Genomic DNA, 26,361 nt, shown 5'->3' with positions numbered 1-26,361 from the left:
CGGTCCTCTTCGGATGGAGGTTACAGGCCCGCGGCGGCGCGCAGCGCGCTGTCGCTCTTGAAGCGGGCGAGAATGGCGATGTTGCGGGTCAGCGGCATGGACAGCCCCTGCAGCTCGGCCAGTTCGATGACGGCCTCGCAGATGGCGGAGAGTTCCAGCGGCAGCCCTTTCTCGAAATCCTGGAGCATGGAGGTCTTCACCGGCCCCATCCCGGCCCCCATCGCCAGCAGCGATTCCGGGTCCAGCTCGATCCGCGCGCCATAGGCGGCGGCGGTCAACAGCGCTTCCGACAGCATCTGCCGGGCGATCTGCGACAGCGACGGGTCGCCATAAATGTCCTGCAGCGTCGCCCCCGACACCACCGACAGCGGGTTGGAGGAGAGATTGGCGATCACCTTGGTCCACAAGGGATCGCGCACCCGCCCGCTCGCCTGGGTGTGGATGCCGCAGGCGGTCAGCATGGCGACGACGCGCGCGAGGCGCTCGCTGGGGCGATGGTCGATCTCCCCCAGGATCAGCTTCAGCGGGTTGAAGCTGCGGGCGACGCCGGGGGCCATCCGCTCCGCCGTGATGTAGGCGATGGCGCCGATCACGCGGTCGAGCGGCACCAGATCCTTCAGCGCCCCGTCGGGATCGACGGCGCGGACGGCGCGGCCCTGGTGGCGTCCGCCCTCCCCCTCGAAATACCACCAGGGAATACCGTTCACCACCGGGACGACCAGGGTGTCCGGCCCGATCATCGGCCGGGCGGCGCGCACCAGCGGCAGCAGGTCCTGCGCCTTGGCGCAGAGGAACAGCAGGTCCGGTTGCCCCAGTTCCTCCGCCGGCCCGGCCGCCACCCGCACATGATGCTCGCCCTCGCGGTCGGTCAGGTGCAGCCCGTCCTGCCGGATGACCTCCAGCGTCGCGCCGCGGGCCAGCACGCCGACGCGGTGGCCGGCGCGGGCGATGCGAACCGCCAGCGTGGTGCCGATCGCCCCCGCCCCGGCGATCCCGACATGCCAGCGCCCCTCTTTTGAACCCTCTCGCCAGTCCGGCTCCGTCATGAGGCGAGCATCTCCTGATGCTTACCGGCCATGCCGAGATAGGCCGCCACCACGCGCGGATCGTGGGCCAGTTGCGACGCCGGCCCCTCCATGGCGATGCGCCCCAGCTCCAGCACATAGGCATAGTCGGCAACGCGCAGCGCCGCCCGTGCGTTCTGTTCGATCAGCAGGATCGACACGCCTTTGCTCCGCAGTTCGGCGATGATGCGGAAGACCTCGCGCACGATCAGCGGCGCCAATCCCAGCGACGGTTCGTCCAGCATCAGCAGCTTCGGCCCGCCCATCAGAGCGCGCGCCAGCGCCAGCATCTGCCGCTCGCCACCCGACAGCGTCGCCGCCATCTGGCCGCGCCGCTCCTTCAGCCGCGGGAACAGGGAGTAGAGTTCCTCCATCGCCGCGTCCTGCTCGCGCTTCGACCGCGAATGGAAACGGAAGCCGCCGAGCCGCAGATTGTCCTCCACGCTCATGGTGGCGAACAAGGCGCGCTTTTCCGGCACGAGGCTCATGCCGCGCGCCACCATGTCCTGAATGGCCGGCGACTGCCCGTCATGGCCAAGGAAGCTGACCCGGCCGCGCGACGGCAGCACGCCCATGATGGCGGACAGAAGCGTGGTCTTGCCGGCGCCATTCGGGCCGATGACGGTGACGATCTGCCCCTCGCCTACCCGCAGGCTGGCGTTGCTCAGCGCCTCGATCTTGCCGTAGGAGACGCAGAGGTCGGTGACCTCCAGCAGTGGCGCGCTCATTCGACACCTCCCAGATAGGCTTCGAGAACGGCCGGATTGGTCTGGATCGTCTCGGGTGGTCCCTCGGCGATGCGCTCGCCGAACTCCATCACATAAACGCGGTCGACCAGCCCCATGACGAAGTCCATGTCATGTTCGACCAACAGGATCGCCATCCCCTCCGACCGCAGCTTAACCAGCAGCTCGGCCAGCGCCTGCTTTTCCAGGAAACGCAGGCCGGCGGCCGGCTCGTCCAGCAGCAGCAGGCAGGGATCGGCGCACAGCGCGCGGGCGATCTCCAGGATGCGCTGCTGGCCGAGCGCGAGGCTGCCCGCCTCGACATGCAGGTATTGGCCGAGCCCAACGCGGATCAGCTGGCGCCGCGCCTCGTCCAGCAGCCGCGCCTCCTCCGCCCGGTCCAGCCGCAATGCTGCGGCGGCAACGCCCTTGGAGCCGCGCAGATGGGCGCCGATGGCGACATTCTCCAGCACGGACATGGTGGGGAGCAGCTTGACGTGCTGGAAGCTGCGGCTGAGGCCGGCGCCGGCCATGGCGCGGGCGGTGCGGCCGTCGATGCGCTCGCCGCGGAACAGAATCTCGCCAGAGGTCGGATGGTCGACGCAGGAGAGCTGGTTGAACAGCGTGCTCTTGCCGGCGCCGTTCGGACCGATAACCGCCAGGATCTCGCCGGCCCGCACGGTGAAGCTGATGTCGCGGTTGGCGACCAGCCCGCCGAAGCGGCGGGTCACCCCCTTGGCTTCCAGCACCACTTCGCCCTTGGCCGGCATCTCCCGGCGGGGGAGCGGTTCGGCCGCGGGCAGATCCACGTCGTCCACCGCCCCGGTCGGCCGATGCCTCCGCCGCTCGAACACCTTGGCGATCCAGCCGGCAACGCCGCCGGGCAGGCGCTGCATCAGCAGCACGATCAACAGCCCGAAGACGATGGCTTCGAAGTTGCCGGTACGGCCCAGCAGGTGCGGCAGCAGATCCTGCAGCCATTGCTTGGCGAAGGTGACGCCGGCCGCGCCGATCACCGCGCCCCAGACCTGTCCGACCCCGCCGATCAGCGCCATGAACAGGAAGTCGATGCCTGCCTGCAGGCTGAAGGGGGCCGGGCTGACGAAGCGTTGGGTGTAGGCATAGAGCCAGCCGGCCAGCCCGGCATAGAGAGCGGCGACCAGGAAGGCGGTCATCTTGGCGCGGAAGCTGTCGACGCCCATCGATTCAGACATGCGCTGCCCGCCGCGCAGCGCCCGGATGGCGCGGCCGACGCGGGAGTCCAGCAGGTTCAGCGTCGCCACCACCGCCAGCAGCAGGATCGCCCAGATCAGGTAGAACAGTGCCTCCGCCCGGTCGAAGGCGATGCCGAACAGGCTCAGCGCCGGGATGCCCGACAGGCCGGTGTGGCCGCCGAGGAACTCGAGATTGCCGAACAAGTAGAACAGCGACAGCCCCCAGGCGATGGTGCCGAGCGGCAGGTAATGCCCCGACAGCCGCAGTGTCACCGCCCCCAGCACCGTGGCGACGGCGAACGTCAGCACCAGCCCGACCGCGAGCCCGGCCAGCGGCGACCCCGCCATCCAGGCGAGCGGCCCCGGCAGGTCGGCGGCGGACACGGTGGCGAGATAGGCGGTGGCATAGGCGCTGACGCCGATGAATGCGGCCTGTCCGAAGCTGGTCATTCCGGCGACGCCAGTCAGCAGGACGAGGCCCAGCGTCGCCAGCGCGAAGATGCCGATGTTGTTGGCCAGCGTGACCTGATAAGTCGGCAGGACCAGCGGTGCGACAGCCAGCACCGGCAGCAGGGCCAGCAGGATCCAGGCGGACGGCGACAGCTTGGGCATCGGGACGGCCGGTTTTACGGTCGGAGTCTTGGAAAGCACGCCGGGCTTCATTCCTCGTCCTCCGCGCCATGGTGGGAGAGGGAGCGCCAGACCAGTACCGGAAGGATCAGCGTGAACACGATCACCTCCTTGTAGCTGCTGGCCCAGAAGGTGGAGAAGGATTCGGCCTGCCCGATCAGCAGGGCGCCCAGTGCAGCGACCGGGTAGCTCGCCAGCCCGCCGATGATGGCGCCGACGAAGCCCTTCAGGCTGATGATGAAGCCGCTGTCGTAATAGATCGTGGTGATGGGCGCGATCAGGATGCCGGACAGGCTTCCGATCAGCGCCGCCAGCGCGAAGCTGGCCTTGCCCGCCAGTTCCGGCGAGATGCCGACCAGCTCTGCCCCCAGCCGGTTGACCGCGGCGGCGCGCAGCGCCTTGCCGTACAGGCTGCGCTCGAAGAACAGGTACAGCCCCAGGATCAGGGCCAGCGACACCGCGACCACCCAGATGGTCTGGCTGTTCAGCATCACCATGCCCAGCCTGAGGCCGCCGTCGGAGAACGGCTCCGTCCGCGCGCCCTCCGGACCGAACATCAGCAGCCCGACGCCGACCAGCACGACATGCACGGCGATGGAGACAATCAGCAGCACCAGCGGGTGCGCCGCGGCGATCGGCTGGTAGAAGACACGGTAGAGCGCCAGCCCCAACGGCACGATCAATGCCATGGTGACCAGCGCCTGCAGCGCGACGCCGGCTTCGGCCAGCGGCACCAGCGTGGTCAGCGCGGTCAGTCCGGCGGCATAGGCGACGCCCAGCGCCGGCCCGCGCCGCACCGCGATGCGGCCGTCGCGCCGCCATGCGGCATGACTGTCCATGACCAGGGCGGCGGCGGCCAGCGCCAGCAGCAGCCAGCCCAGACGGACCGGGGTTCCGCCCTGCATCGCGGCCATGGTCAGGGCGGCGAAGGCGACGAATTCGCCCTGCGGAATCAGAAGGATTCGGGTCACCGTAAAGACCAGCAGGATCGACAGCGCCAACAGCGCATAGATGGCGCCGTTGGTGATCCCGTCCTGGCCCAGCAGCATGACGATCTGGAGATTCATGACCGGTATCCCTTCGCTCCGGCGGCGGCCCGGAAAATGGATTCTGGGTCGCCGCCGCCGGATCACTTCACGAGGTCATTTCACGGGCAATGCGTCACACGGCTCACTTCACCAGCGTCCACTTGCCGCCGGACACGGTGATCAGCTCGCGACCGCGCTCGTCGAAGCCGCTGTGGTCGGCGGCGGTCAGGTTGTAGACGCCCTGCGTCGCCGGCAGCTCCTTCACCTGTTCCAGCGCGTCGCGCAGCGCGGTGCGGAAGGCGGCCGATCCCGGCTCCCCGCCCTTCAAGGCGACGGGGATGGCGCGCTCCAGCAGCAGGCCGGCGTCATAGACGTTGGCGCCGAAGGTGGCGGGCTTGGAGCCGTTCTGCTTCTCATAGGCGGCGACATAGTCGCTGGCGATCTTCTTCGATGGATGGCTGTCGGGCACCTGGTCCAGCACCAGCATCAGGCTGGCAGCCAGGATCGTGCCCTCCACCTTCTTGCCGCCGAGCTTCAGGAAGTCGGGCAGCGCCGCACCATGCGTCTGATAGATTTTGCCGCGATATCCCTGGTCGAACAGCGTCGTCTGCGGCAGCACCGAGGAACTGCCGGGGGCGGCGATCAGCACCGCGTCGGGCGAGGCCGACAGGATCTTCAGACCCTGCGCGGTCAGCGAGGTGTCCTGCCGCTGGAAGCGCTCGCTCGCCAGCAGCTTGATGCCGCGCTTGGCCGCACCCTCGCCGAACACCTTCTGCCAGTTGTCGCCATAGGGATCGGCGGTGCCGATGAAGCCGACCGACTTGATGCCGGCCTTCGCCATGTGCTCCAGCAGCGCCTCGGCGATAAGGTCGTCGTTCTGAGTGGTCTTGAACACCCATTTCTTCTGCTCGGTCATCGGCAGCACCACGGCGGCGGTGCCCACCGGGGCCAGCATCGGCACGCCGGACTCGGCCGCGAACTGGATCACCCCCATGGCGTTGGGCGAGCCGGAGGGGCCGATGATGGCGTCCACCTTCTCCTCGGTGATCAGCTTCTTGAAGGCGGCGACGGTGGCCGTCGGGTCGCTGCCGTCATCAAGCGTGATGTACTGCACCGTCTGGCCGCCGACCGTGGCCGGCAGCAACGGCACGCTGTTCTTCTGCGGAATGCCGACCAGCGCGATGGGGCCGGTCGAGGAGGTCACCACGCCGACCTTCACCTGCGCGTCGGCCGGCAGGGCGGCGCCCACCGCGAACGCCCCGAACAGCAGCGAGACCGCCAGTTTCTTTGCAATCACCACACCCTCCATTTCGTGTTGCCGCCATTTCGTGTTGCCGTCTGTCCCGGTCCGACGGACTTTTCGCCGCCGGACCCGCCGGGCCGGTGCGGCCGGTTCCCGAAGGAGCCCCCTGCCGCCCAACCTCTTGTTCTGCTGAAAGGAACAAAGCAAAGACCGCGCCAATGAAAGCGGCGCCGCCGCCGCATCAATCACCCAATACAGCGACAATAGAAGACGCGAACATTTAACGAGGATCCCGCCGGTACGAAGACCGGAAGGACACGAGAAAACAAAGACGCTTCCGCATCACGCCGGCCAATATTTCCCGGCAGCTTTGTTCTTTTGGGGGTTCGATGGCGGCGACACCACGCACCACCGGTGAAATCCTGTGGTGGTCACGTCCGGTGCCGGTCGCTCTTGCCGCCCATTAAGCCAGAGTTCCGTGAATCCGCAATCGAATTTTCAAGAAAAACTGCCCATTTTTTGGCACTCGAATGCATGCTTTGCAGGCGAACTCCCACCAAGCGCGGCGATCAGGTACTTTGGAATGAGGCCGTATCCGGAAAGTACGAAGATCCTGGAAAACCTTTCTTTATCAGAACGATGAATAACAGCAGGCCTAGATCTCGTTCCGCTTCTCCGCCCGCGTCGCCGCCAAAGCACTGCTCGGATTTTGTGCTTCGCTGCCAAAAACTATTTTTCCAAAGTCAATTGACTATTCACGTTTCTCGCCATTAGGCTTCGGTCATCCCATCCACCCCGAACGGCTCCGATCCCGGCGACGAAAGACAAGCCCGGTGTCGTCTGAATCCGTGGGGAAGCCGGTCAGACCGGGGAAGGCATTGCCCATGACAATCTTCGTTCAATCGCTCGACCTCGCCGGCGACGCCACCCACCGCGACGCGGCGCCCACGGTGGCGATCAAGGACAGCATCGACATCGCCGGAACGCCGACACGCGCCGGCAGCCGGTCTCTGGACGACGCTCCGCCGGCCGCGGAAAACGCTGAAATCGTGGACAATCTGCTCGCCGCCGGCTGGCGGATCACCGGCAAGACCACGATGCACGAGCTGGCCTTCGGTACCACCGGCATCAATCGCTGGGCCGGCACCGCGCCGAACCTGAAATACCCCGACTTCGTGCCCGGCGGGTCGTCCAGCGGCTCGGCCGCCGCGGTCGCCGCGGGCCTTGTCGATGCCGCCATCGGCACCGATACCGGCGGTTCCGTACGCATCCCCGCCGCCTGCTGCGGCGTGTTCGGGCTGAAGCCGACCTTCGGGCGGGTCAGCCGCCGCGGCGTGATGCCGGCCCGGAGCACGCTGGACTGCGTCGGCCCCTTCGCCCCGGATATGGACCGGCTGATCGCCTGCATGGCGGGCATCGATCCGACCTTCGGACCGCTGCCGCCCATTGATGGCGTAGCCATCGGCCTGCTGGAAACCGACGCCGACGACGCCATCGCCGCCGCCGTGCGGGCCACGGTCGAAGCCGCCGGTCTCCCGGTGGAATCCGTCGCCCTGACCGGCATGCACGCCGCCTTCGAGGCCGGGCTTTCGGTCATCAATGTCGAAACCTGGGCGGCCTGCGCGGCACTGGTGGAAACCGGTCTGGTCGGCGAGGACGTGGCGGTCCGCCTGCGCAACGCCGCCCGTACCACGGTCGAGGATGTGGCACGCGCCGAGGCTGTGCGCACCGCCTTCACCGCGGAGGTCGATGCGCTGCTGGCGCGGGTTGCGGTCGTCGCCCTGCCGACCATGGCCGGGCCGCCGCCACTGGTGGCGGATGCCGGCGACACCAGCCGGCTGGTCCGCATGACCACGCTGGTCCGCCCCTTCAACCTGTCCGGCCACCCGGCCATCGCCATCCCGCTCGCCCCCGTTGGCGGCGCACCGGCCAGCCTGCAGCTGGTCGCCGCCAAGGGCGCGGACGAGCTGCTGTGCGCGGTCGCGGCCCACATCGCCGAGCGATTGCCCGGTCCAGCCTAACCGCTTCAAGACCAACACCCCATTCCCCCCGATGCCATGGACGGAGCCGCGCTCCGAATGCGGACGCGCGCCTTTCCTCCATAGCCTGCCCCATCGCCTGCCATGGAGATCCCGATGTTGGTGACTCTGCCCGCGCAGACACAGGACGGCGGCCGGAGCTTCGACGACGCTCTGCTTGCGGAGCTTCTGACCGAGATCCGCGGCCGACGCGCCGAATTCGAACAGCAGCAGTTCATCTCCCAGGACATCGTCGAACGCTACCGCGCGCTCGGCGTCTACCGCGCCCTTGTCGCCCGCCGCTTCGGCGGCGACGAACGCTCCCCGGCCGAGTTCTGCCGGCTGGTGGAGCGCATCGCCGAGGCCGACGGATCGGCCGGCTGGGTCGCCAGCTTCGGCATCGGGGCGGTCTATCTGTCGGCCCTGCCGCTCGACACGTTGCGCAGCCTCTATGCCCGCGGACCCGACCTCGTTTTCGCCGGCGGCATCTTCCCGCCGCAGCCGGCGGTCTTCGTCGATGGCGGCCTGAAGGTGAAGGGCCGGTGGAGTTGGGCCAGCGGCTGCATGGGCGCCGATATCGTCGGCGTCGGCATCGCGCCGAAGAACAGCGACGGCACCGGCGGTCTGCCGCGCATGGCGGTGATGCCGCGCAGCGCGGTCAAGATCGAACGCAACTGGGATGTCGTCGGACTGCTCGGCACCGGCAGCCACGACCTCGTGGTCGACGACGTGGTGGTGCCGGAGGAATGGACCTTCGTACGCGGCGGCAAATCGGCGCTGGACGAACCGCTCTACCGTTATCCCACGCTGGCCTTCGCGGCACAGGTTCTGTCGGTCGTCTCGCTCGGCATCGCCCGCGCCGCTTTGGACGAACTCCGCTCCATGGGATCCCGCGCCTCGGTCACTGGCGCGCCGAAGCTGGGGGAGCGCGTCGCCTCCCAGCTGGAGACCGCGAAGCTGGAGGCCGAACTGCGCGCCGCCCGCTCCTGGTTCTATGGCGCCATCGACGAGGTTTGGCAATGCCTGCTGGCCGGCGACGATCCGGCGCCGGATCAGGTCAGCATGCTGCGCCTGTCGGCCACTCACGCCACCCGCACCGCCGCCGAGGTGACGCGCCGGGCGCAGATGCTGACCGGCATGGCCGGCGTCTATGAGCGCTGCCCGATCGCGCGGCAGGTCCGCGACGTGCAGATGATCACCCAGCATGCCTTCCTCGGCGACGTCACCTACCAGAACGCCGGCGCCATGCTGTTCGGCCTCTCCCCCCTGCCCGGCTATCTCTGACCCCCACCCCGGAGACCTTCCATGAGCGACAAGAAGCCCCTGCGCGTTCTGTTCTGCATCGGCGTCAACCAGAACTTCTTCGACGCGACGGCGGAAGAGGCCAAGCAGGTCTGGGGCGCCTTTTCCGCCATGATGCGCGGCATCGGCGAGCTGCCGGGCGTCAACGTGCTGGGCAACCTGGACGACGACCAGATCATGGTCGGCCCGTCCACCAACTGGCCCTGGACCACCTATGTGCTGGCCGACGTGCCGGACATCGAGACGGTGACCGCCGCCTGCAACCTGTTCCGCGTCACGCCCGTCGGCGACGGCACCTTCAAGCTGTGGAAATACTGCCGCGTCGAGGCCCGCGTCGGCCGCGAGTTGGTGATCCCGCAATGACCGCCGCCCTCCCCGCCGATCCCGGCGAACTGGCGGCACGCCTCGCCCGCTTCGAGGCGGAGGCCGCCGTCCGCGCCTGCATGGTCCGCTACATGGCGCTGTGCGACGCACTGACCCCGGCGACGCCGTTGGACGAGCTTGCCGGCCTGTTCACGCGCGACGCGGTGTGGGAGGGCATCGGCGAAAAATACGCAAAGACCTTCGGCCGGATTACCGGCCGTGCGGCCCTGCGGGAGATGTTCGCCAAATACATGGTCGAACCCTCCCACTTCGCGCTGAACGTCCATTTCCTGACCTCCGAGCTGATCCGGACAACCAGTCCAGACACGGCGGAAGGCACTTGGATCATGTTGCAGACCTCGACCTTCGCCGCCGGCGGATCGCACCTGAACGCCGCCCGGCTGACGGTGGATTTCCGCCTGGAAGAGAGCGCCTGGCGCATGAGCCATTTCCGCACCGAAAACCTGTTTAGCCGCCCGGTCGACAGCTGGAACCGTCCCGACCCGGTTCCGGTCCCGGAGTGACCCCCCTCCTCTCCGCTCCCCTTCTCCGCCCTTAAGACGGAAAGACCATAGCCATGGCCATCGATCTCAAAGCCCCGCCGGCTGCAAGCCGCGACCTTGCCGACCTCGTGCGCGCCGACCGCGCCCACACCTCGCTCTACACCGACCCGGCGATCTTCGAGCAGGAGATGGACCGCATCTTCGCCAACTGCTGGGTCTGGGTCGCCCATGTCAGCGAAGTGAAGGAGGCCGGCGACTACAAGTCCACCTATGTCGGCCGCCAGCCGGTGGTGGTGGTGCGCGACCGCAAGCAGAAGATCCATGTCCTGCTGAACCGCTGCCGCCACCGCGCCGCCACGGTCTGCGAAGAGAAGAAGGGCCGAACCAACAGCTTCGTCTGCCCCTATCACGGCTGGAGCTACGGCCTGGACGGCAGTCTGCGCGGCGTGCCCCATCCGGAAAGCTACGGCCAGTGCCTCGACAAGGGCGAGTATCCGCTGAAGAGCCTGCGGGTCGAGGAATATGCCGGCATGGTCTTCGCCAGCTTCCGCGAGGACATCGAGCCGCTCGCCGACTGGCTCGGCCCGGCGAAGAAGTGGATGGACCTGTTCATGAAGCAGGGCGGCGGCTACCCGATCAAGGTGGCCGGCGAGCACCGCTTCCGCTTCCCCGGCAACTGGAAGATCCAGCTGGAGAACACCACCGACGGCTATCATTTCCCGGTCGTCCACAAGTCCTTCCTGTCCTCGGTCGACGAGCAGACCGAGCGCATGCTGGACTTCGTCAACGGCCCCGGCTTCGTCGAGGATCTCGGCAACGGTCACAGCGTCATGGTGATGATCCCCGAACTGGTGGACCTGGAGGAGAATCTCGACGCCCCCGTCCCCGCCCGCTTCGCGGAGCTGGCTGAGGAACTGCGCCGTGAGGGCCATGACGAGGCCAAGGTGCGGCGCATCGTCCGCACCGTCGGCGGGTCGGGCTTCAACCTGAACCTGTTCCCCAACATCGCCTGTTCGATGGCCTTCTTCCGCGTGCTGCGCCCGGTGTCGGTGAACGAGACGGAGATCCACCACGCCGTCATCACCATGGACGGCGGCCCCGCCGCCGCCAACCGCGCCCGCCTTCGCCTGCACGAGCATTTCCAGGGTCCGATGGGCTTCGGCACCCCGGATGACTCCGAAGCTTGGGAGCGGGTGCAGAAGGGCGCCCAGGCCGGCAACGATTTGTGGATCCTGCTGAACCGCGGCCTACCCGGCGAGCGCATCACCGAAGACGGCCGCGCCGGCGACGTCAGCGCCGAGACCGGCATGCGCGCCGCCTATCAGCAGTGGAAGAAGCTGATGACGGAGTGAGGGTGCGAATCCCCCTCGTGCCCCCTCCCTCCCACGGCTGCGCCGCGGGTCCCTCCCTCCCCCGCTTCGCGGGAGAGGGGAAGATTTGCTGAACAGCGGCAGTCCCCTCTCCCTCGAAGAGGGGGAGGGTTAGGGAGGGGGCAACACTCCCCCGCCGCCACACCACTCCCCCCGGAGACACACTCTATGAACACCCAACTCCTCACCGAGGTCGGTGCCTTCCTCTGGCAGGAGGCCGACATGCTCGACCACCGCGAGTATCAGGACTGGCTGGCGCAATGGACCGCCGACGGCCTCTACATCGTGCCGATCGATCCCGAGGCAACGGACCTCGCCGACCGGCTGAACTACGCCTATGACGACGCCGACATGCGGGCCAAGCGCGTCGCCCGCCTGACCGGCGGCGAGTCCGTCTCGACCCAGCCGGCCTCGCGCACCGTGCGCTCGCTGTCGCGCTTCCGCATCCTGGCCGACGACGGCGCCACCGTCACCGTCCGCGCCGCCCAGCATCTGCGCGAGTTCCGCAAGGAGACGCTGCGCGACTACACCGCCGACGTCACCTACGAGCTGGCCCGCAGCGGCGACGGTTTCCGGCTGAAGAGCAAGATCGTCCGGCTGGTGAACTCCACCGACGCACTGCACAGCATCGGCTACATCCTCTGACAAGGAGCCCACGGGATGGCACAGGTCGCTCTCGTCACCGGCGCGGCCCAGGGGCTGGGCCGGGTCATCGCCGAACAGTTCCTCGCCGCCGGCTACTGCGTCGCCCTGACCGACGTCGCCGAGGACGCGGTGAATGATGCGGCGGCAAGCCTGGATCCGTTGGGCAAGGCGGTGCTGCCGCTGGTGCTCGACGTCACCCGCAAGGCGGATTTCTCCACGGCGCTCGATGCCGCGCTGGCCCGCTGGGGGGCGCTGCATGTGGCGGTCAACAACGCCGCGATGACGCCGATGACCCCGGTCATGCAGATCACGCCGGAGGAATTCGACGCGGTGCTGACCGTCAACCTGCGCGGCACTTTCCTCGGCTGTCAGGTCTTCGGCGCCCATCTGGCGAAGGCCGGCTACGGCCGCATCGTCAACATCGCCTCGCTGGCTGGGCAGAATGGCGGCACGGCGTCGGGGGCGCATTATGCCTCCTCCAAGGCCGGCATCCTGACGCTGACCAAGATCTTCGCCCGCGAACTGGCGGCCAGCAACGTCACCGTTAACGCCATCGCCCCCGGCCCGATGGAACTGCCGTCGGTCCGCGCCTCCGTCCCGCCGGAGCGGCTGGAAACGCTGATCGGCATGATCCCGGTGAAACGGCTGGGCAACCCCGCCTTCGTCGCGAGGATGGCGGTGGAGCTGGCCTCGCCGGATGCGGATTTCACCACCGGTGCGGCCTGGGACATCAACGGCGGCATCTTCATGCGCTGAGGAAAGACGGTCATGACGACGCAAGACACGCTGACGCTGACGGTGGCCCGCCGCCGGGTCGAAGGGAACGGGGTGCTGCTGCTGGACCTTATCGACAGGACCGGCAACCCGCTGCCGCCCTTCGAGGCCGGGGCGCATGTCGACCTCCATCTGGCGCCGGGGCTGGTCCGGCAATATTCGCTGTGCGGCGACCCGGCCGACCGCAGCCGCTACCGGCTGGGCATCCTGCGCGATCCCGCCTCGCGCGGCGGCTCGGTCGCAGCGCATGAGGGCTTGCAGGAGGGGACGGAGGTCGCGGTCGGCCTGCCGCGCAACCTGTTCCCGCTGGCGGCGGAGGCGGCCCATTCCATCCTGATCGGCGGCGGCATCGGCATCACCCCGATGATCGCCATGGCCCACGCCCTGGCGACGGCGGGCGGCAGTTTCGAGCTGCACTACTGCGGCCGCAGCCGTGACGCCTGCGCCTTCCTGGGCGAACTGGCCGAAGCGGCGTTCCGCGACCGCAGCGCGCTGCATCTCGACGACGGCCCGGCCGGCCAGCGCCTCGACCTGCCCGACCTGCTCGGCAGCGCGCCCGCCGGCACGCACCTCTATGTCTGCGGCCCGACCGGCTTCATGGACTGGGTGATCGGCGAGGCGACCCGCCTCGGCCTGCCCGCCGAGCACATCCACCGCGAATATTTCCAGGCGGAGGTCGCCACCGGCGGCGGTGCCTTCGAGGTGGTGGCGAAGCGCAGCGGCAAGACCGTGCAGGTGGCGGAGGACGAAACGATCGTCCAGGCGCTCGGCCGCATCGGCATCAAGGTGCAGATGTCCTGCGAACAGGGCGTCTGCGGCACCTGCCTGTGCACCGTGCTGGAGGGCATTCCGGACCACCGCGACGTCTTCCTGACCGACGAGGAGAAGGCCGACAACGACCAGATCCTGCTCTGCTGTTCGCGCGCCCGCACCGACACGCTCGTCCTCGACATCTGAGACCAAGGACTCCCCCAATGGTTGAGGTTTCCCGCTTCCGCAACGGCATGTCGATGCTGACCGGTGCCGTGAACATCATCACCACCGCCGGACCGGGCGGCCGGGCCGGCTTCACCGCCACTGCGGTGTGCAGCGTGACCGACCAGCCGCCGACCCTGCTGGTCTGCCTGAACCAGTCCTCCTTCGTGCATCGGGCCTTCACGGAGAATGGGGTGCTGTGCGTCAACCCGCTGTGCGGGGCGCAGCAGTCGCTGTCGGAGGTCTTCTCCAACCGCGCCCTGTCGGCCGACGAACGCTTTGCCCATGCCGACTGGACCAGCCTGGAGACCGGCAGCCCGGCGCTGGCCGGCGCGCTGGTCAACTTCGACTGCCGCATCGTCGACACCCACAGCGTCGGCACCCACAGCGTCTTCTACTGTCAGGTCGTCGACATCCGCCAGCGCGACGCGGGACCCGAAGGCAGGCCCGACGGCGGCCTCGTCTACTTCAACCGCGCCTACCACCGGCTGGGCGACGCCTCGCGTGCGCTGCCCTGATCCTCACCACCCAGATCGGGGAGACCGACCCAGCATGGACGCCATCCGCATCATCAAGGACGAGCATTTCGCCATCGCCGCGGTGCTGCACGCCCTGCGCCACCAGATCCGCGCCATCCGCGGCGGGGCCTCCCCCGACTTCTCCCTGCTGCGCGCCATCCTCGACTACATCGTCAGCTATCCCGACCACTGGCACCACCCGAAGGAGGACCGATTCCTCTTCGCCGCCGTCCGCCGCCGCGCGCCGGAAGCCGAAGCCCTGCTCGGCAAGCTGGAGCGCGAACACGCGCTGGGCTATCCGATGATCGAGACGCTGAAACGCCAGCTGGTTTGTTTCGAGGCCGGCGACGACGGCGCGGCGGAGGATTTCTTCGCCACGGCCGAACGCTACGCCACCTTGGAATACGCCCATCTCCAGACCGAGGAGGAACAGCTGCTGCCGCTGGCCGAACGGGTGCTGACGGAGGAGGATTGGCGCGGGATAGACGACGCCTTCCGCGAGAACGACAATCCCCTGTTCGGCATCAAGCCGAAGGAGGAGGCGGAGCGGCTCTACCGGCGCATTCTGGATCTGGCCCCGCCGCCGATCGGCTACGGACGCCAGGGCGGTTAGACCGGGCTCAGAATTGGAAACTTCATCCGGCGGCCGATGGTGAGCAAACGGGCGATTGTCCGCGCGTCCGGCGTTCGCCGGCGATCTCGCGCAGGACCGTCTGCACCGTCGCCACCGCAGGATTGGCGTTTCTCGGACGCCAGACCGCGTGCAGTTCCACGATCGGATGCGCATCGCCCGCAAGCGGCCGCAGCACCACCCCCTGGAAACGCAGATTGAGCGCCGCGCGCGGCACCAGCGCCAGCCCGATTCCCGCCTTCACCAGCCCCAGGATCGTGTGGATCTGGCTGATGTGCTGCGCATAGCGCGGGCGGACCCCGGCGCTGGTGAAGAGGGTGGCGAGCAGGTCGTAGAAGTATCGCGCCTCATACGGTGAATAGGCCACCATCGGCTGGTGGTCGAGGTCGGTGATCGACACCTCCGGAAACGTGGCCAAGGGATGGCCTTCCGGTGCGGCCAGCACCAGCGGTTCGCGCACCACGCACAGCGAGTCGAATTCACGGCGGTTGTAGGACGGACGGATCAGGCCGATGTCGATTCGCCCGGCCGTCAGCGAGTCCAGTTGGTCGGCCGACACCATCTCCTTCAGGTCCAGATCGATCCCCGGCGCCGTCTCCCGCAGCGTCTGGATCAGCCGCGGCAGGAATTCATATCCGGAGGCCGCGGTAAAGCCCAGCGTCACCGTGCCCTCCTCGCCGATCGCCGTCCGCCGGGCGGCCAGGGCGGCGCCCTCCGCGAGGCGAAGAAGCCGGCGCGCTTCCGGCAGGAAGTTATGCCCCGCCCGCGTCAGGGTGACGGAACGGCTGGTGCGGTCCAGAAGCCGAACGTCCAGCGCATGTTCCAGCAGCTGTATCTGACGGCTGAGCGGCGATTGCGTGAGGTTCAGGCGCGCGGCGGCCCGGCCGAAATGCAGTTCCTCGGCAACCGCGACGAAGCATCGAAGATGGCTGAGTTCGAACATCGATCCAAAAATGGCATCGATCGATGCGCAGAACAACTCATTAAGCAACGACAGTCCGTGTAACATACCTTCAACGCTGCGAACAAAAATGTGCCGCCGACCACAGGCACGACACGCGCGAAAAATCGCCAAGTGGAGGAAACGTCGATGAAGTTTCGTCGTCTGGGGGCGGCTGTCGCTGCCCTGGCGCTGTGCAGCGCCATCATTCCCACCCTCGTGCAGGCACAGTCGTTCGACCGCCCGGTGCGCATCGTGGTACCCTTCGCACCCGGCGGCACGTCCGACATTCTCGCCCGCCTCATCGGCCCCAAGCTGTCCGAAGCGGTCGGCCAGCCGGTGGTGGTGGAGAACAAGCCGGGTGCCGCGGGCAACATTGGCGCCGATGCCGTGGCGAAGGCCCGGCCGGACGGGCACACGCTTCTGCTGATGGACATCGGCTCGCTGGCGGTGGCTCCCAGCCTGTTCCCGGACCTGTCCTACGACGTGCAGAAGGATCTGGCGCCGGTCGGAATGGTGATGTTCGGCCCCTATGTGATGGCGGTGCATCCGTCCGTGCCGGCCAAGACCGTTCCGGAACTGGTGGCCTACGCCAAGGCCAACCCCGGCAAGCTGGCCGTCGCCAACTCCGGCGTCGGCGCGCTCAACCACATCACGTCGGTGGCGCTGGCCCACGATCTCGGCATCGAGTGGAAGGCCGTGCCCTACAAGGGCGGCGCCGCGGCGTCGCGCGCGGTCGTGTCGGGCGAAAGCACGGTGATCATCAACGGCGCCACCGCGACGCTGCCCTTCGTGACATCCAAGCAGCTCGTCGGCATCGCCGTGACCGGCGATGCCCGGCTGCCCACCCTGCCGGACGCGCAGACCTTCAAGGAGGCCGGGCTCCCGCTGGCCGATGCCGGGACGTGGCAGGCCATTCTGACCACCGGCAAGGCGCCGCCGGAGGTGATCTCCAAGCTGAATGCCGAGCTTCAGAAGATCCTTGCAATGCCGGAGATCAAGGAAAAGGTCGCGGAACAGGGCGGCATGGTGCGCCCCGGCACGCCGGACGAGGTCAAGGCATGGCTCGCCACCAACATCGAGTCCTGGGGCGGCATCGTCCGCGCCGCGGACATCAAGACCAACTGACCAGCTTCCCCGGACATTCGCCATGCCCCATTTCGACATGTCCCAGCTCCGGCCGCAGGGGCGGCGGCTCGACTGGCCCGACCTTCTGTTCGGCGTTTTCCTGATCGCGGTGTCGGCAGGCGCCTTCGCCGCGACGTCGAGGCTCTCCGGCGGCTCCGCGGCCGATATGGGGCCCGGCTACATGCCGCGCGCCATCGCGCTGATCCTTCTCGGCTTCGGCCTGTTCTTCGCCGGCCGCGGCCTGGCGCGGGGACATGCCGGCATCGAGCGGGTGCAGACGCGGCCGATATTGGGAATCGCCGTCGCCGTCGGCGCCTTCGCGCTCCTGATCGAGGACGCCGGTCTGGTGGCAGCCTCCTTCTCGGCGGTCCTGCTGGCCGCCGCGGCCAGCCGCGAAAGCCGCCTGTTCGAAGTCATCCTGTTCGGCCTGTCCGTCACCGCCGGGGCGGTCCTTCTGTTCGTGAAGGCTCTCGCCCTGCCGGTGCCGATCTGGCCCTGGTCCATCTAGCTCGGGGAGGCGCCCCATGGAGCTGTTCGACAATCTCCTGCTCGGCCTTTCCACGGCCCTGCAATTCAACCACCTGCTCTATTGCCTGATTGGCGTCGTCATCGGCACGGCCATCGGCGTGCTGCCCGGCATCGGTCCCATCCCGACGGTGGCTCTGCTTCTGCCCTTCACCTTCGGGCTGCCGCCGGAATCGGCGCTGATCATGCTCGCGGGCATCTTCTACGGCGCGCAGTATGGCGGCTCCACCACGGCCATCCTGGTCAATGTGCCGGGCGAGACGTCCTCGGTCGTCACCTGCCTGGACGGGCACGCGATGGCGCGCCACGGGCGGGCGGGTCCGGCGCTGGCGATCGCCGCCGTGTCGTCCTTCTTCGCCGGGACCGTCGCCACTGTCGTCATCGCGCTCCTCAGCCTGCCGCTGGCAGCATTGGCGCTGAAATTCACCGCGGTGGAGTATTTCAGCCTGCTGGTCCTCGGCCTGCTCGCCGCTGTGATCCTGGCGCACGGCTCGGTGTCGAAGTCACTGGCGATGGTGTTCCTCGGCCTTCTGCTGGGCACCGTCGGGATCGACGTGAATTCCGGTGCGGCGCGCATGACCTTCGGCATCCCGGCGCTGTCCGACGGGCTCGATTTCGTCCCGGTGGCGATGGGCATGTTCGGGCTGGCCGAGATCATGGCGAACCTGGAGCGCAACGAGGTCCGGCAGGTGGTCAGCCAGAAGCTGCGCGACCTCGTGCCGACACGCGCCGACCTCAAGGCCGCCTTCCCAGCCATGGTTCGCGGCACCGCCATCGGCTCCGCATTGGGCGTGCTGCCGGGCGGGGGCGCGGCGCTGCCACCCTTCACCGCCTATGCGCTGGAGAAGAAGATCGCCCGCGATCCCCGGCGTTTCGGCAAGGGCGCCATCGAAGGCGTCGCCGGGCCGGAGGCGGCGAACAACGCCGGGGCGCAGACCAGTTTCATCCCGCTGCTGACCCTCGGCATTCCCGCCAACGCGCTGATGGCGCTGATGATCGGTGCCTTGATGATGCAGGGCATCCAGCCCGGCCCGCAGGTGATGACCGAACAGCCCGCGCTGGTCTGGGGCGTCATCGCCAGCATGTGGACCGGCAACCTGATGCTGCTGATCATCAACCTGCCGCTGGTCGGACTGTGGGTGTCGATGCTGAAGATCCCCTACCGCCTGCTGTTCCCGGCCATCGTCCTGTTCTGCTGCATCGGCACCTACGGCATCTCCAACAGCGTCTTCAACGTCTGGCTCATGCTGGGCTGTGCCGTGGTGGGCTACTTCTTCATCAAGGTGGGCGTGGAGCCCGCGCCGCTGCTGCTCGGCCTCGTGCTCGGCCCGCAGCTGGAGGAGAATTTCCGCCGCGCCATGCAGCTGTCCGACGGCGACCCGTCGGTCTTCCTCACCCGCCCGATCAGCGCCGTGCTGCTCGCCGTCGTCGCGGTCCTGCTGCTCGCCATGCTCTCCCCCGCCGTCCTGCGCAAGCGTGCCCAGGCGCTGGCGGAATAGGGCAGGCAAACCCGTCAACCCTCCATCGAAAGGCACGCCGTCCCGTGGACCTCCGCACCAATTCCTTCAAGCGCGCCATCCAGGCCGGCCACAAGCAGATCGGTTTCTGGAACAGCATGGCCAGCCCCACCGCCACCGAGATCCTGGCGGGCTCCGGCTTCGACTGGCTGCTGCTCGACGCCGAACACGCGCCCAACGACGTGCCGGGCATCCTGGCGCAGCTGCAGGCGATGATGGAGAACGCGACGCATCCGGTCGTCCGCATTCCGGACAACGATCCGATCGTCATCAAGCGCTATCTCGACATCGGCGTGCAGTCCTTCCTGATCCCGATGATGGAGACGGTGGAGGAGGCCGAGGCCGCGGTCGCCGCCACGCGCTTTCCCCCGAACGGCATCCGCGGCTTCGCCGGGGCCAGCCGGGCTTCGCGCTTCGGCCGGGTGAAGGACTATCACCGCCGCGCCCACGAGGATATCTGCATCCTGGTACAGATCGAGACGCGCAAGGGCCTCGACAATCTGGAGGCCATCGCCGCGGTGCCGGGCATCGACGGGCTGTTCATCGGTCCGGGCGACCTGTCGTCCGATCTCGGCTATCTCGGCGACCAGGGCAACCCGGAGATCGTCGAGCTGATCGAGAAGACCATCGGCCGGATCGTCGCCGCCGGCAGCCGGGCGGGCATCCTCACCGCCGACGAGACTCTGGCGCGCCGCTACATGGCCGCCGGCTGCGTCTACACCGCCGTCGGCATCGATACCGGCCTGCTCGCCCGCACCACCGAGGCGATCGCCAGGAAGTTCAGGGACTGAGGAAAGCCGGCGCCGGTGCAGGACGCTCGCTCCGGCCTCCGCAGCAAGTCCACCGGATCAGGAGGTGGCCCGTTCGATGATCTCAAAACCGACATCCACCACCTTCCGAGCCACGCGTCCGCCTGCCAAGCGGGTCAGCAGGGCCTCGGCGGCCAAGCGGCCGATCGCGAAGCGGTCGATGCGCACGGTGCTCAACGGGGGCGACATGTAGGCGGCGAAATCCAAATCGCCGAAGCCGATCACGGCGATGTCCCCCGGCACCGACAAGCCACGGGCTTGCGCCTCGAGCACCACCCCATGCGCCATTGCATCGGAGCTGCATTGTATGGCCCCCCGCCAGTTCCCATCGGCCAGTAGTTGGCCCAAAGCCTCGCGTCCCATCGCCATCGTGCTTGGGGCCGGCGTGGTGATGCAGGTGACGTCGCCGATCCCGTGCGCTGCCAGGGTCGCGACGTACTCCCTGCTGCGCAGCTGGGCGCGTCCATCGTCGGCGCTGAACGCGGCAAACTGCCGGTACCCCTTGGAATAAAAATACTCCGCCACTCCACGGCCGACCGCCTCATGGGAGAAGCCCACGGCCATGTCCACGGCCTTGTGCGAGAGGTCCCAGGTTTCGACGATCGGAATGTTGGCCGCGCGCAGTTGACGGCGCGTCTGTGCCAGATGGCTGGTGCCGGTGAGATACAGGGCGTCCGGACGGCGGCTGAGGATGGCCTGCAGCAGTTCGCCCTCCCGCTCGGTCGGATAGCCGGACAGGCCCAGCAGCATCTGGTAGCCGTCCAGCGCCAGCCGGTCGGTGAAGGCCTGGATCGCTCCGGAGAACAGCACATGCGTCAGCGTCGGCACGACCGCGGCGACCAGCTTGGTCCGGCTCGATGCCAGCCCGCCGGCCAGCAGGTTGGGAACATAGCCGGTTTCGGAGATGGCCTTGAGAACGATCTCCCGCAGCTCCGGGGTCACCGATTCGGGATGATTGATCACGCGGGAGACCGTCATCCTGGAAACACCGGCCAGCGTCGCCACGGTTTCCAGCGTCGCCTTGCCGCTGGTCGGACGAGTGCCGCGGCTTCCGGCCGTCTTCGCCGGGATGGCGTCTTTCTTGGCTGCACCCTGACGCGGGCGAATAACTGGTGTGTCGGACACGGCGTAAACCCCAGGATGTAGAGGTTAAATACGGCTTGCGACGGTTCGACGCAAGGACGTCCGGCGGATTGGCGGCGTGTCCGAGCCGGGGGGTTGACCGCGGACGTACCGGCGGCTGCCTCGGCCGATCCCCCCGGCGGCTACCTCGATGGTTGGGCCAACGGAAAAAATCGTGGCAAAGCGCCGCAGGCTCTTGCGCCGGCCCGATGTTGAGTTTAGGAGTCACAGCGCTATTGTGAGCGGTAACAAGAGACATCAAGCGCTCTTCCAACCATAAGAGAGCGCTCACACCAGAATCTTTCTTCCGATAAGCGCGCCTTAGAAAATAACAAACGGCAGCGCAGCATCGGGAATGGAGGCGCCACATGAGTGTCAACACAGTGATGGATCACAGCTCTGTCGCAGGCGCGGCAGCGGCAACAAAAACACGTATCCGGTGGACGATCGTTGTTATGCTGTTCGTCGTGACAGCAATCAACTACGCCGACCGCGCCGTTCTGGCCATCGCCGGCCCGGTTCTGTCGAAGGATCTCGGCATCAATGCCGCGCAGATGGGCTTCATCTTCTCCGCCTTCGGCTGGTCCTACGTCATCGGCCAACTGCCGGGCGGCTGGCTGCTCGACCGCTTCGGCTCGAAGTGGGTGTATGCGGCGAGCATTTTCACATGGTCGGTGTTCACCCTGTTCCAGGGCTTCGTCGGCTTCCTGACCGGCGCCGCGGCGGTGACGGCCCTGTTCGCGTTGCGCTTCGCAGTCGGCCTTGCGGAAGCTCCTTCCTTCCCCGGCAACAGCCGCGTGGTCGCCGCCTGGTTCCCCGGCCATGAGCGCGCCACGGCCTCGGCCATCTTCAACTCGGCCCAGTATTTCGCCACGGTGATCTTCGCCCCGCTGATGGGCTGGCTCACCCACTCCTTCGGCTGGCCCTGGGCCTTCGGCTTCATGGGCACACTCGGCCTCCTGGTTTCCGGCATCTGGCTGAAGACCGTCTACAGCCCGGTCGACCACCCGAAGATCAATCAGGCGGAGATTGACTACATCGCCGCGGGCGGCGGTCTGGTCAACATGGACGACGCCGCGAAGAAGAAGACCGATGCGGCCGGCGGCGCCAAGTGGGATTACATCCGCCAGTTGTTCGCCAGCCGGATGATGGCCGGCATCTTCCTCGGCCAGTTCTGCATCAACGCGATCACCTATTTCTTCATCACCTGGTTCCCGGTCTATCTGGTGCAGGCCCGCGGCATGTCGGTGCTGAGCGCCGGCTTCGTCGCCTCGATCCCCGCCATCTGCGGCTTTGCCGGCGGTATCCTGGGCGGCGTGCTTTCGGACGCCATGCTGCGCAAGGGCTTCTCGCTGACCGCGGCGCGCAAGACACCGATCGTGCTCGGCATGCTGCTGTCGATGAGCATGATCGCCTGCAACTACACCGACGTGCAATGGATCGTGGTCGGCTTCATGGCGCTGGCCTTCTTCGGCAAGGGCATCGGCGCGCTGGGCTGGGCCGTCATGTCGGACTGCGCGCCCAAGGAGATCACCGGCCTGTCGGGCGGCGTCTTCAACATGTGCGGCAACATCTCGTCGATCAGCACGCCGATCATCATCGGCTACATCATCCAGACGTCGGGTTCCTTCAACGGCGCCCTGCTGTTCGTCGGCGCCAACGCCCTGATCGCCGCGGTCAGCTATCTGGTCGTCGTCGGCGAGATCAAGCGCATGGAACTCAGGAAGTGACCGGCTCCGTCATCCCCCGCTGAAGACGCATTCGAGAGGATTTCCCGATGTATATCGGCGAACAGTTGATCAACCCGACCGACAGCCGCCTGCGCCTGTCCGCCCAGCTCGGCTGCAAGGGCATCGTCATCGACACCCGCCCCAACAACGCGGTGATCGGCGAGGACGGCCTGTGGGACGCGGGCAAGGTCGCGGCGCAGCGCCGGTCGATCGAAAGCCTCGGCATGCGCCTGGAAGGCATGGCGCTGGATGTCGGCTCCATCCTGCTCGACAGCCTGCGCGCGCCGGAAAAGGCAGCGGCCAAAGCGAAGGAGCTGCGCCACAACATCCAGGCCGCCGCGGACGGCGGCGTGGACATGGTGAAATACACGGTCGCCATGGTCGGCATCACCCGCACCGGCGAAGTGGAGGGGCGCGGCGGCATGCGCTGCTCGACCTTCAAGGCCGACGAGTACAAGGCGGAGAACGACGCCCGCTTCTCCTACTGGGGCACCGTGCTGCCGGACGACGAGGATGCGCGTGCCGGCGGCGCTGCCGAAACCTGCGGTCAGGTGATGGCCTCGCAGGCCGGCGGCATCTCCGAAGCGGACGGCTGGCGGGCCATCCAGTATCTGGTGGAGGCGCTGCTTCCAATCGCCGAAAAGGCGGGCGTCAAGCTCGCCTGCCACCCGCACGACCCGGCCTATCCGCCGGGCGGCCTGAACGGCGTACACCATGTGCTGGGCTCGCTGGATGGGCTCAGGCGCTTCATCGCACTGGCGCCGGAAAGCAAGTCGCTCGGCTTCAACTTCTGCCAGGGAACCATCGCCGAGATGTCGCGGAACCCGACCGAAACGGTGCTGGAAGCCATCCGCACCTTCGGTCCGCAGAACCGCATCTTCATGGTCCATTTCCGCAACATCCGGGGCGGCTATCTCGACTTCCGCGAAGCGATGCCGGATGAGGGGTCGGTGGACATGGCGGCCTGCATCCGCGCCTACCGCGAGGTCGGGTACAAGGGCGTCCTCTGTCCGGACCACGTCCCCTTCTCCGACGTGGATCCGGACCGCGAGCGCTTCTTCTCCTTCTGCCTGGGATACACGCAGGCCCTGCTCCAGGCAGCCTGATCCCGGCATCGGCAGCTGAAAAACACGTTCAGTCGCAAATACATAGGATTGGAGACATCATGAGCAAGATCGGCTTTATCGGGTTGGGGATCATGGGCGCGCCGATGGCGGGCCACCTGCAGGCGGCGGGCCACGCGCTGTTCGTCCACACCGTCGGCCCGGTGCCCGACGCCCTGACCGTCGGCGGCGCCGTGACCTGCGGTTCCGGCAAGGAGGTGGCGGAACAGGCCGAGATCGTCTTCATCATGGTCCCCGACACCCCCGACGTCGAAAAGGTCCTGTTCGGCGCCGGCGGCGTCGCCGAGGGGCTCAGCGCCGGCAAGATCGTGGTGGACATGTCCTCCATCTCCCCGGTCGCCACCAAGGACTTCGCCCGCCGCGTCAACGAACTCGGCTGCGACTATCTAGACGCGCCCGTCTCCGGCGGCGAGGTCGGCGCCAAGGCCGCCTCGCTCACCATCATGGTCGGCGGGCCCGAGAAGGCCTTCGGCACCGTCCACCCGCTGTTCGAGCTGATGGGCAAGAACATCACGCTGGTCGGCGGCAACGGCGACGGCCAGACCACCAAGGTCGCCAACCAGATCATCGTCGCACTGACCATCGAGGCGGTCGGCGAGGCCCTGCTGCTCGCCGCCAAGGCCGGCGCCGATCCCGCCAAGGTCCGGCAGGCCCTGATGGGCGGCTTCGCCAACTCCCGCATCCTGGAGGTCCATGGCGAGCGCATGGTCAAGCGCAGCTTCGATCCGGGCTTCCGCATCGAGCTGCACCAGAAGGACCTCAACCTCGCGCTCGCCACCGCCCGCTCGCTCGGCGTCAGCCTGCCCAACACCGCAACCGCCCAGGAGCTGTTCAACGCCTGCGCCGCCAACGGCGGCAAGGCCTGGGACCATTCCGGCATGGTCCGCGCGCTGGAAATGCTCGCCAACTTCGAGATCGGCCAGAAGGCCTGAACCCGAGAGGTTTGAGGAGGCTCGTTCCATGTCGACCATTCCGCGCGACCTGCTGCGCCAGATGTTCGAGGCCGCAATCGCCGCCGCCCAGCCGGCGCTGTGCGTGCCGGCCAACCTGCCTGAGCCCCCCAAAGGCCGGCTGGTGGTGATCGGCGCCGGCAAGGCTTCGGCGGCGATGGCGCGGGCGGTCGAGGACCATTGGCCGGGAGAGCTCTCCGGGCTGGTGGTCACCCGCTACGGCTATGCGGTGCCGTGCGGGCGCATCGGGATCGTCGAGGCCGCCCACCCGGTGCCCGACGCCGCCGGGCTGGCGGCGGCCGAGCGCATCCGCGCCCTGGTCTCCGGCCTCGGCGCGGACGATCTGGTGCTGTGCCTGATCTCCGGCGGCGGCTCGGCGCTGCTGGCGCTGCCGCTCGACGGCGTGACGCTGGAGGACAAGCAGGCGGTCAACCGCGCCCTGCTCGCCTCCGGCGCCACGATTTCCGAGATGAACTGCGTGCGCCGCCACCTGTCGGCGGTGAAGGGCGGCCGGCTCGCCGCCGCCTGCGCTCCGGCCCGGGTGCTGACCCTGCTGCTGTCCGACGTGCCGGGCGACAACCCGATGGACATCGCGTCGGGCCCCACCGTCGGCGATCCCACCGGCTGCGCCGACGCGCTCGCCATCCTCCGCCGCTACGGCATCGACCTGCCGCCCGCGGTGCGGGAACTGCTGGAAAGCGGACGCGGCGAGAGCGTCAAGCCGGACGACCCGCGGCTGGCGGGGTGCGAGGCCCGCCTGATCGCCACGCCGCAGATGGCGCTGGAGGCCGCCGCCGCCGTCGCCCGCGAGGCCGGCTACCCGGTGCACGTCCTGAGCGACCGCATCGAAGGCGAGGCGCGCGACGTCGGCACGGTGCTGGGCGGGCTCGCCCTGCAGGTGGCCGACCGCGCCCAGCCCTTCACCGCGCCCTGCATCCTGCTGTCGGGCGGCGAGACCACGGTGACGGTGCGCGGATCGGGCCGCGGCGGGCGCAACGTGGAGTTCCTGCTGTCGCTCGCCATCGCGCTGGACGGCCATGCGGCCATCCACGCCATCGCCGGCGATACCGACGGGGTGGACGGGCAGGAGGAGATCGCCGGCGCCATCATCACCCCCGACACGCTGGCGCGGGCCTGGACCCTGGGGCTGAAGCCGCGCGACAGCCTGGCCGACAACGACGGCCACGGCTTCTTCGAGGCGTTGGGCGACGGCGTGGTGACCGGCCCGACCCTGACCAACGTCAACGATTTCCGCGCGATCCTGATCGGCGCGCCCGATCGACGCATGTAGAGCCACGAGGTAAAGCCATGACCATTCCCCAGAATTCCTTCAAGCGCGCGCTGGACGCCGGCCGCCTGCAGATCGGCCTGTGGTCGATCCTGTCGAGCCATGTGACGGTGGAGATCATCGCCGGCTCCGGCTTCGACTGGCTGGTGCTGGACACCGAGCATTCGCCCAACGAGCTGCCGATGGTCTACAGCCAGCTGCAGGCGGGCGCCGCCGGCGGGCGGG

General features: G+C 67.9%; 26 protein-coding genes. 19 read left to right on the top strand and 7 right to left on the bottom strand.

Features of this window, described 5'->3' with window-relative positions; translation table 11 throughout:
• Positions 1-20: 20 nt before the first annotated feature.
• The 5 genes from FZ983_RS13635 to FZ983_RS13615 all read right to left on the bottom strand — a co-directional run bounded on the left by FZ983_RS13635 (position 21) and on the right by FZ983_RS13615 (position 5,958).
• Positions 21-1,046, bottom strand: coding sequence for a 2-dehydropantoate 2-reductase (locus FZ983_RS13635; RefSeq protein WP_149224078.1), 1,026 nt, complete (start codon positions 1,044-1,046; stop codon positions 21-23).
• Positions 1,043-1,792, bottom strand: a complete 750-nt coding sequence (locus tag FZ983_RS13630; RefSeq protein ID WP_149224077.1) for an ABC transporter ATP-binding protein — start codon at positions 1,790-1,792, stop codon at positions 1,043-1,045. Before FZ983_RS13630 ends, FZ983_RS13635 begins: the two co-directional genes overlap by 4 nt.
• Entirely contained in the window at positions 1,789-3,666 is a 1,878-nt protein-coding gene (locus tag FZ983_RS13625) for a branched-chain amino acid ABC transporter ATP-binding protein/permease (protein WP_149224076.1), read from the bottom strand. The genes FZ983_RS13630 and FZ983_RS13625 overlap by 4 nt, the downstream gene beginning before the upstream one ends.
• Positions 3,663-4,700, bottom strand: coding sequence for a branched-chain amino acid ABC transporter permease (locus FZ983_RS13620; protein ID WP_149224075.1), 1,038 nt, complete (start codon positions 4,698-4,700; stop codon positions 3,663-3,665). The genes FZ983_RS13625 and FZ983_RS13620 overlap by 4 nt, the downstream gene beginning before the upstream one ends.
• A 103-nt stretch (positions 4,701-4,803) precedes the next feature.
• Positions 4,804-5,958: an ABC transporter substrate-binding protein gene (locus FZ983_RS13615; RefSeq protein WP_211102900.1), complete on the bottom strand. Its 1,155-nt coding sequence runs from the start codon at positions 5,956-5,958 to the stop codon at positions 4,804-4,806.
• A gap of 830 nt (positions 5,959-6,788) precedes the next feature.
• Here FZ983_RS13615 and FZ983_RS13610 point away from each other — a divergent pair.
• The 10 genes from FZ983_RS13610 (at position 6,789) to FZ983_RS13560 (ending at position 14,985) form a co-directional block, all read left to right on the top strand.
• A complete protein-coding gene (locus FZ983_RS13610; protein ID WP_149224073.1) occupies positions 6,789-7,925 on the top strand; it encodes an amidase in 1,137 nt (378 codons plus the stop codon).
• 114 nt (positions 7,926-8,039) lie between these two features.
• A complete protein-coding gene (locus tag FZ983_RS13605; protein WP_149224072.1) occupies positions 8,040-9,206 on the top strand; it encodes an acyl-CoA dehydrogenase family protein in 1,167 nt (388 codons plus the stop codon).
• Positions 9,207-9,227: 21 nt separating this feature from the next.
• Positions 9,228-9,587, top strand: coding sequence for an IacB protein (locus FZ983_RS13600; protein WP_149224071.1), 360 nt, complete (start codon positions 9,228-9,230; stop codon positions 9,585-9,587).
• Positions 9,584-10,111, top strand: a complete 528-nt coding sequence (locus tag FZ983_RS13595; RefSeq protein WP_149224070.1) for a nuclear transport factor 2 family protein — start codon at positions 9,584-9,586, stop codon at positions 10,109-10,111. Before FZ983_RS13600 ends, FZ983_RS13595 begins: the two co-directional genes overlap by 4 nt.
• A gap of 53 nt (positions 10,112-10,164) precedes the next feature.
• Positions 10,165-11,442: a Rieske 2Fe-2S domain-containing protein gene (locus FZ983_RS13590; RefSeq protein ID WP_149224069.1), complete on the top strand. Its 1,278-nt coding sequence runs from the start codon at positions 10,165-10,167 to the stop codon at positions 11,440-11,442.
• A 186-nt stretch (positions 11,443-11,628) separates the two neighbouring features.
• Complete coding sequence (locus FZ983_RS13580; protein ID WP_149224067.1) at positions 11,629-12,105, top strand: aromatic-ring-hydroxylating dioxygenase subunit beta; 477 nt, start codon at positions 11,629-11,631, stop codon at positions 12,103-12,105.
• 15 nt (positions 12,106-12,120) lie between these two features.
• The gene (locus FZ983_RS13575) at positions 12,121-12,861 is read left to right on the top strand and encodes an SDR family NAD(P)-dependent oxidoreductase (protein WP_149224066.1); all 741 of its coding nucleotides are present in this window, start codon (positions 12,121-12,123) and stop codon (positions 12,859-12,861) included.
• A 12-nt stretch (positions 12,862-12,873) separates the two neighbouring features.
• Complete coding sequence (locus FZ983_RS13570; protein WP_149224065.1) at positions 12,874-13,836, top strand: PDR/VanB family oxidoreductase; 963 nt, start codon at positions 12,874-12,876, stop codon at positions 13,834-13,836.
• A gap of 17 nt (positions 13,837-13,853) precedes the next feature.
• Positions 13,854-14,372 (top strand): flavin reductase, encoded by a 519-nt coding sequence (locus tag FZ983_RS13565; protein WP_149224064.1) that lies wholly within the window; start codon positions 13,854-13,856, stop codon positions 14,370-14,372.
• Between the two features lie 34 nt (positions 14,373-14,406).
• Positions 14,407-14,985 carry a hemerythrin domain-containing protein gene (locus FZ983_RS13560; protein ID WP_149224063.1) on the top strand — a complete coding sequence of 193 codons (579 nt, stop codon included), beginning with the start codon at positions 14,407-14,409 and terminating at the stop codon, positions 14,983-14,985.
• A 22-nt stretch (positions 14,986-15,007) separates the two neighbouring features.
• On the opposite strand, the gene FZ983_RS13555 is transcribed toward FZ983_RS13560, so the two are convergent.
• Positions 15,008-16,078: a LysR substrate-binding domain-containing protein gene (locus FZ983_RS13555; protein WP_247883744.1), complete on the bottom strand. Its 1,071-nt coding sequence runs from the start codon at positions 16,076-16,078 to the stop codon at positions 15,008-15,010.
• Positions 16,079-16,093: 15 nt separating this feature from the next.
• Between FZ983_RS13555 and FZ983_RS13550 the strand changes: the two genes are divergently transcribed.
• The 4 genes from FZ983_RS13550 to FZ983_RS13535 are packed head-to-tail and all read left to right on the top strand — an operon-like array spanning position 16,094 to position 19,904.
• Positions 16,094-17,071 (top strand): tripartite tricarboxylate transporter substrate binding protein, encoded by a 978-nt coding sequence (locus FZ983_RS13550; RefSeq protein ID WP_149224062.1) that lies wholly within the window; start codon positions 16,094-16,096, stop codon positions 17,069-17,071.
• A gap of 22 nt (positions 17,072-17,093) precedes the next feature.
• Entirely contained in the window at positions 17,094-17,579 is a 486-nt protein-coding gene (locus tag FZ983_RS13545; RefSeq protein WP_211102899.1) for a tripartite tricarboxylate transporter TctB family protein, read from the top strand.
• A 16-nt stretch (positions 17,580-17,595) separates the two neighbouring features.
• Positions 17,596-19,095, top strand: a complete 1,500-nt coding sequence (locus FZ983_RS13540) for a tripartite tricarboxylate transporter permease (RefSeq protein ID WP_149224061.1) — start codon at positions 17,596-17,598, stop codon at positions 19,093-19,095.
• Positions 19,096-19,139: 44 nt separating this feature from the next.
• Complete coding sequence (locus tag FZ983_RS13535; RefSeq protein WP_149224060.1) at positions 19,140-19,904, top strand: HpcH/HpaI aldolase/citrate lyase family protein; 765 nt, start codon at positions 19,140-19,142, stop codon at positions 19,902-19,904.
• A 57-nt stretch (positions 19,905-19,961) separates the two neighbouring features.
• Here FZ983_RS13535 and FZ983_RS13530 read toward each other — a convergent pair whose 3' ends face one another.
• Positions 19,962-21,047 carry a LacI family DNA-binding transcriptional regulator gene (locus tag FZ983_RS13530; RefSeq protein WP_149224059.1) on the bottom strand — a complete coding sequence of 362 codons (1,086 nt, stop codon included), beginning with the start codon at positions 21,045-21,047 and terminating at the stop codon, positions 19,962-19,964.
• 365 nt (positions 21,048-21,412) lie between these two features.
• Here FZ983_RS13530 and FZ983_RS13525 point away from each other — a divergent pair, with 365 nt between their 5' ends.
• The 5 genes from FZ983_RS13525 to FZ983_RS13505 form a co-directional block, all read left to right on the top strand.
• Positions 21,413-22,774 carry an MFS transporter gene (locus tag FZ983_RS13525; protein ID WP_149224058.1) on the top strand — a complete coding sequence of 454 codons (1,362 nt, stop codon included), beginning with the start codon at positions 21,413-21,415 and terminating at the stop codon, positions 22,772-22,774.
• 47 nt (positions 22,775-22,821) lie between these two features.
• Positions 22,822-23,880: a mannonate dehydratase gene (locus FZ983_RS13520; RefSeq protein ID WP_149224057.1), complete on the top strand. Its 1,059-nt coding sequence runs from the start codon at positions 22,822-22,824 to the stop codon at positions 23,878-23,880.
• Between the two features lie 59 nt (positions 23,881-23,939).
• Positions 23,940-24,830, top strand: a complete 891-nt coding sequence (gene glxR / locus FZ983_RS13515) for a 2-hydroxy-3-oxopropionate reductase (protein WP_149224056.1) — start codon at positions 23,940-23,942, stop codon at positions 24,828-24,830.
• Between the two features lie 28 nt (positions 24,831-24,858).
• The gene (locus FZ983_RS13510) at positions 24,859-26,139 is read left to right on the top strand and encodes a glycerate kinase (RefSeq protein ID WP_149224055.1); all 1,281 of its coding nucleotides are present in this window, start codon (positions 24,859-24,861) and stop codon (positions 26,137-26,139) included.
• A 17-nt stretch (positions 26,140-26,156) separates the two neighbouring features.
• Positions 26,157-26,361, top strand: a 205-nt coding sequence (locus tag FZ983_RS13505; RefSeq protein WP_247883743.1) for an aldolase/citrate lyase family protein, incomplete at its 3' end; no start/stop codon positions are given.

The organism is Azospirillum sp. B21 (assembly GCF_008364825.1).
Classification (GTDB): Bacteria; Pseudomonadota; Alphaproteobacteria; order Azospirillales; family Azospirillaceae; genus Azospirillum.
Note: the sequence above shows the minus strand (reverse complement) of the source record. Positions and strands in the feature narration are given on the sequence as shown.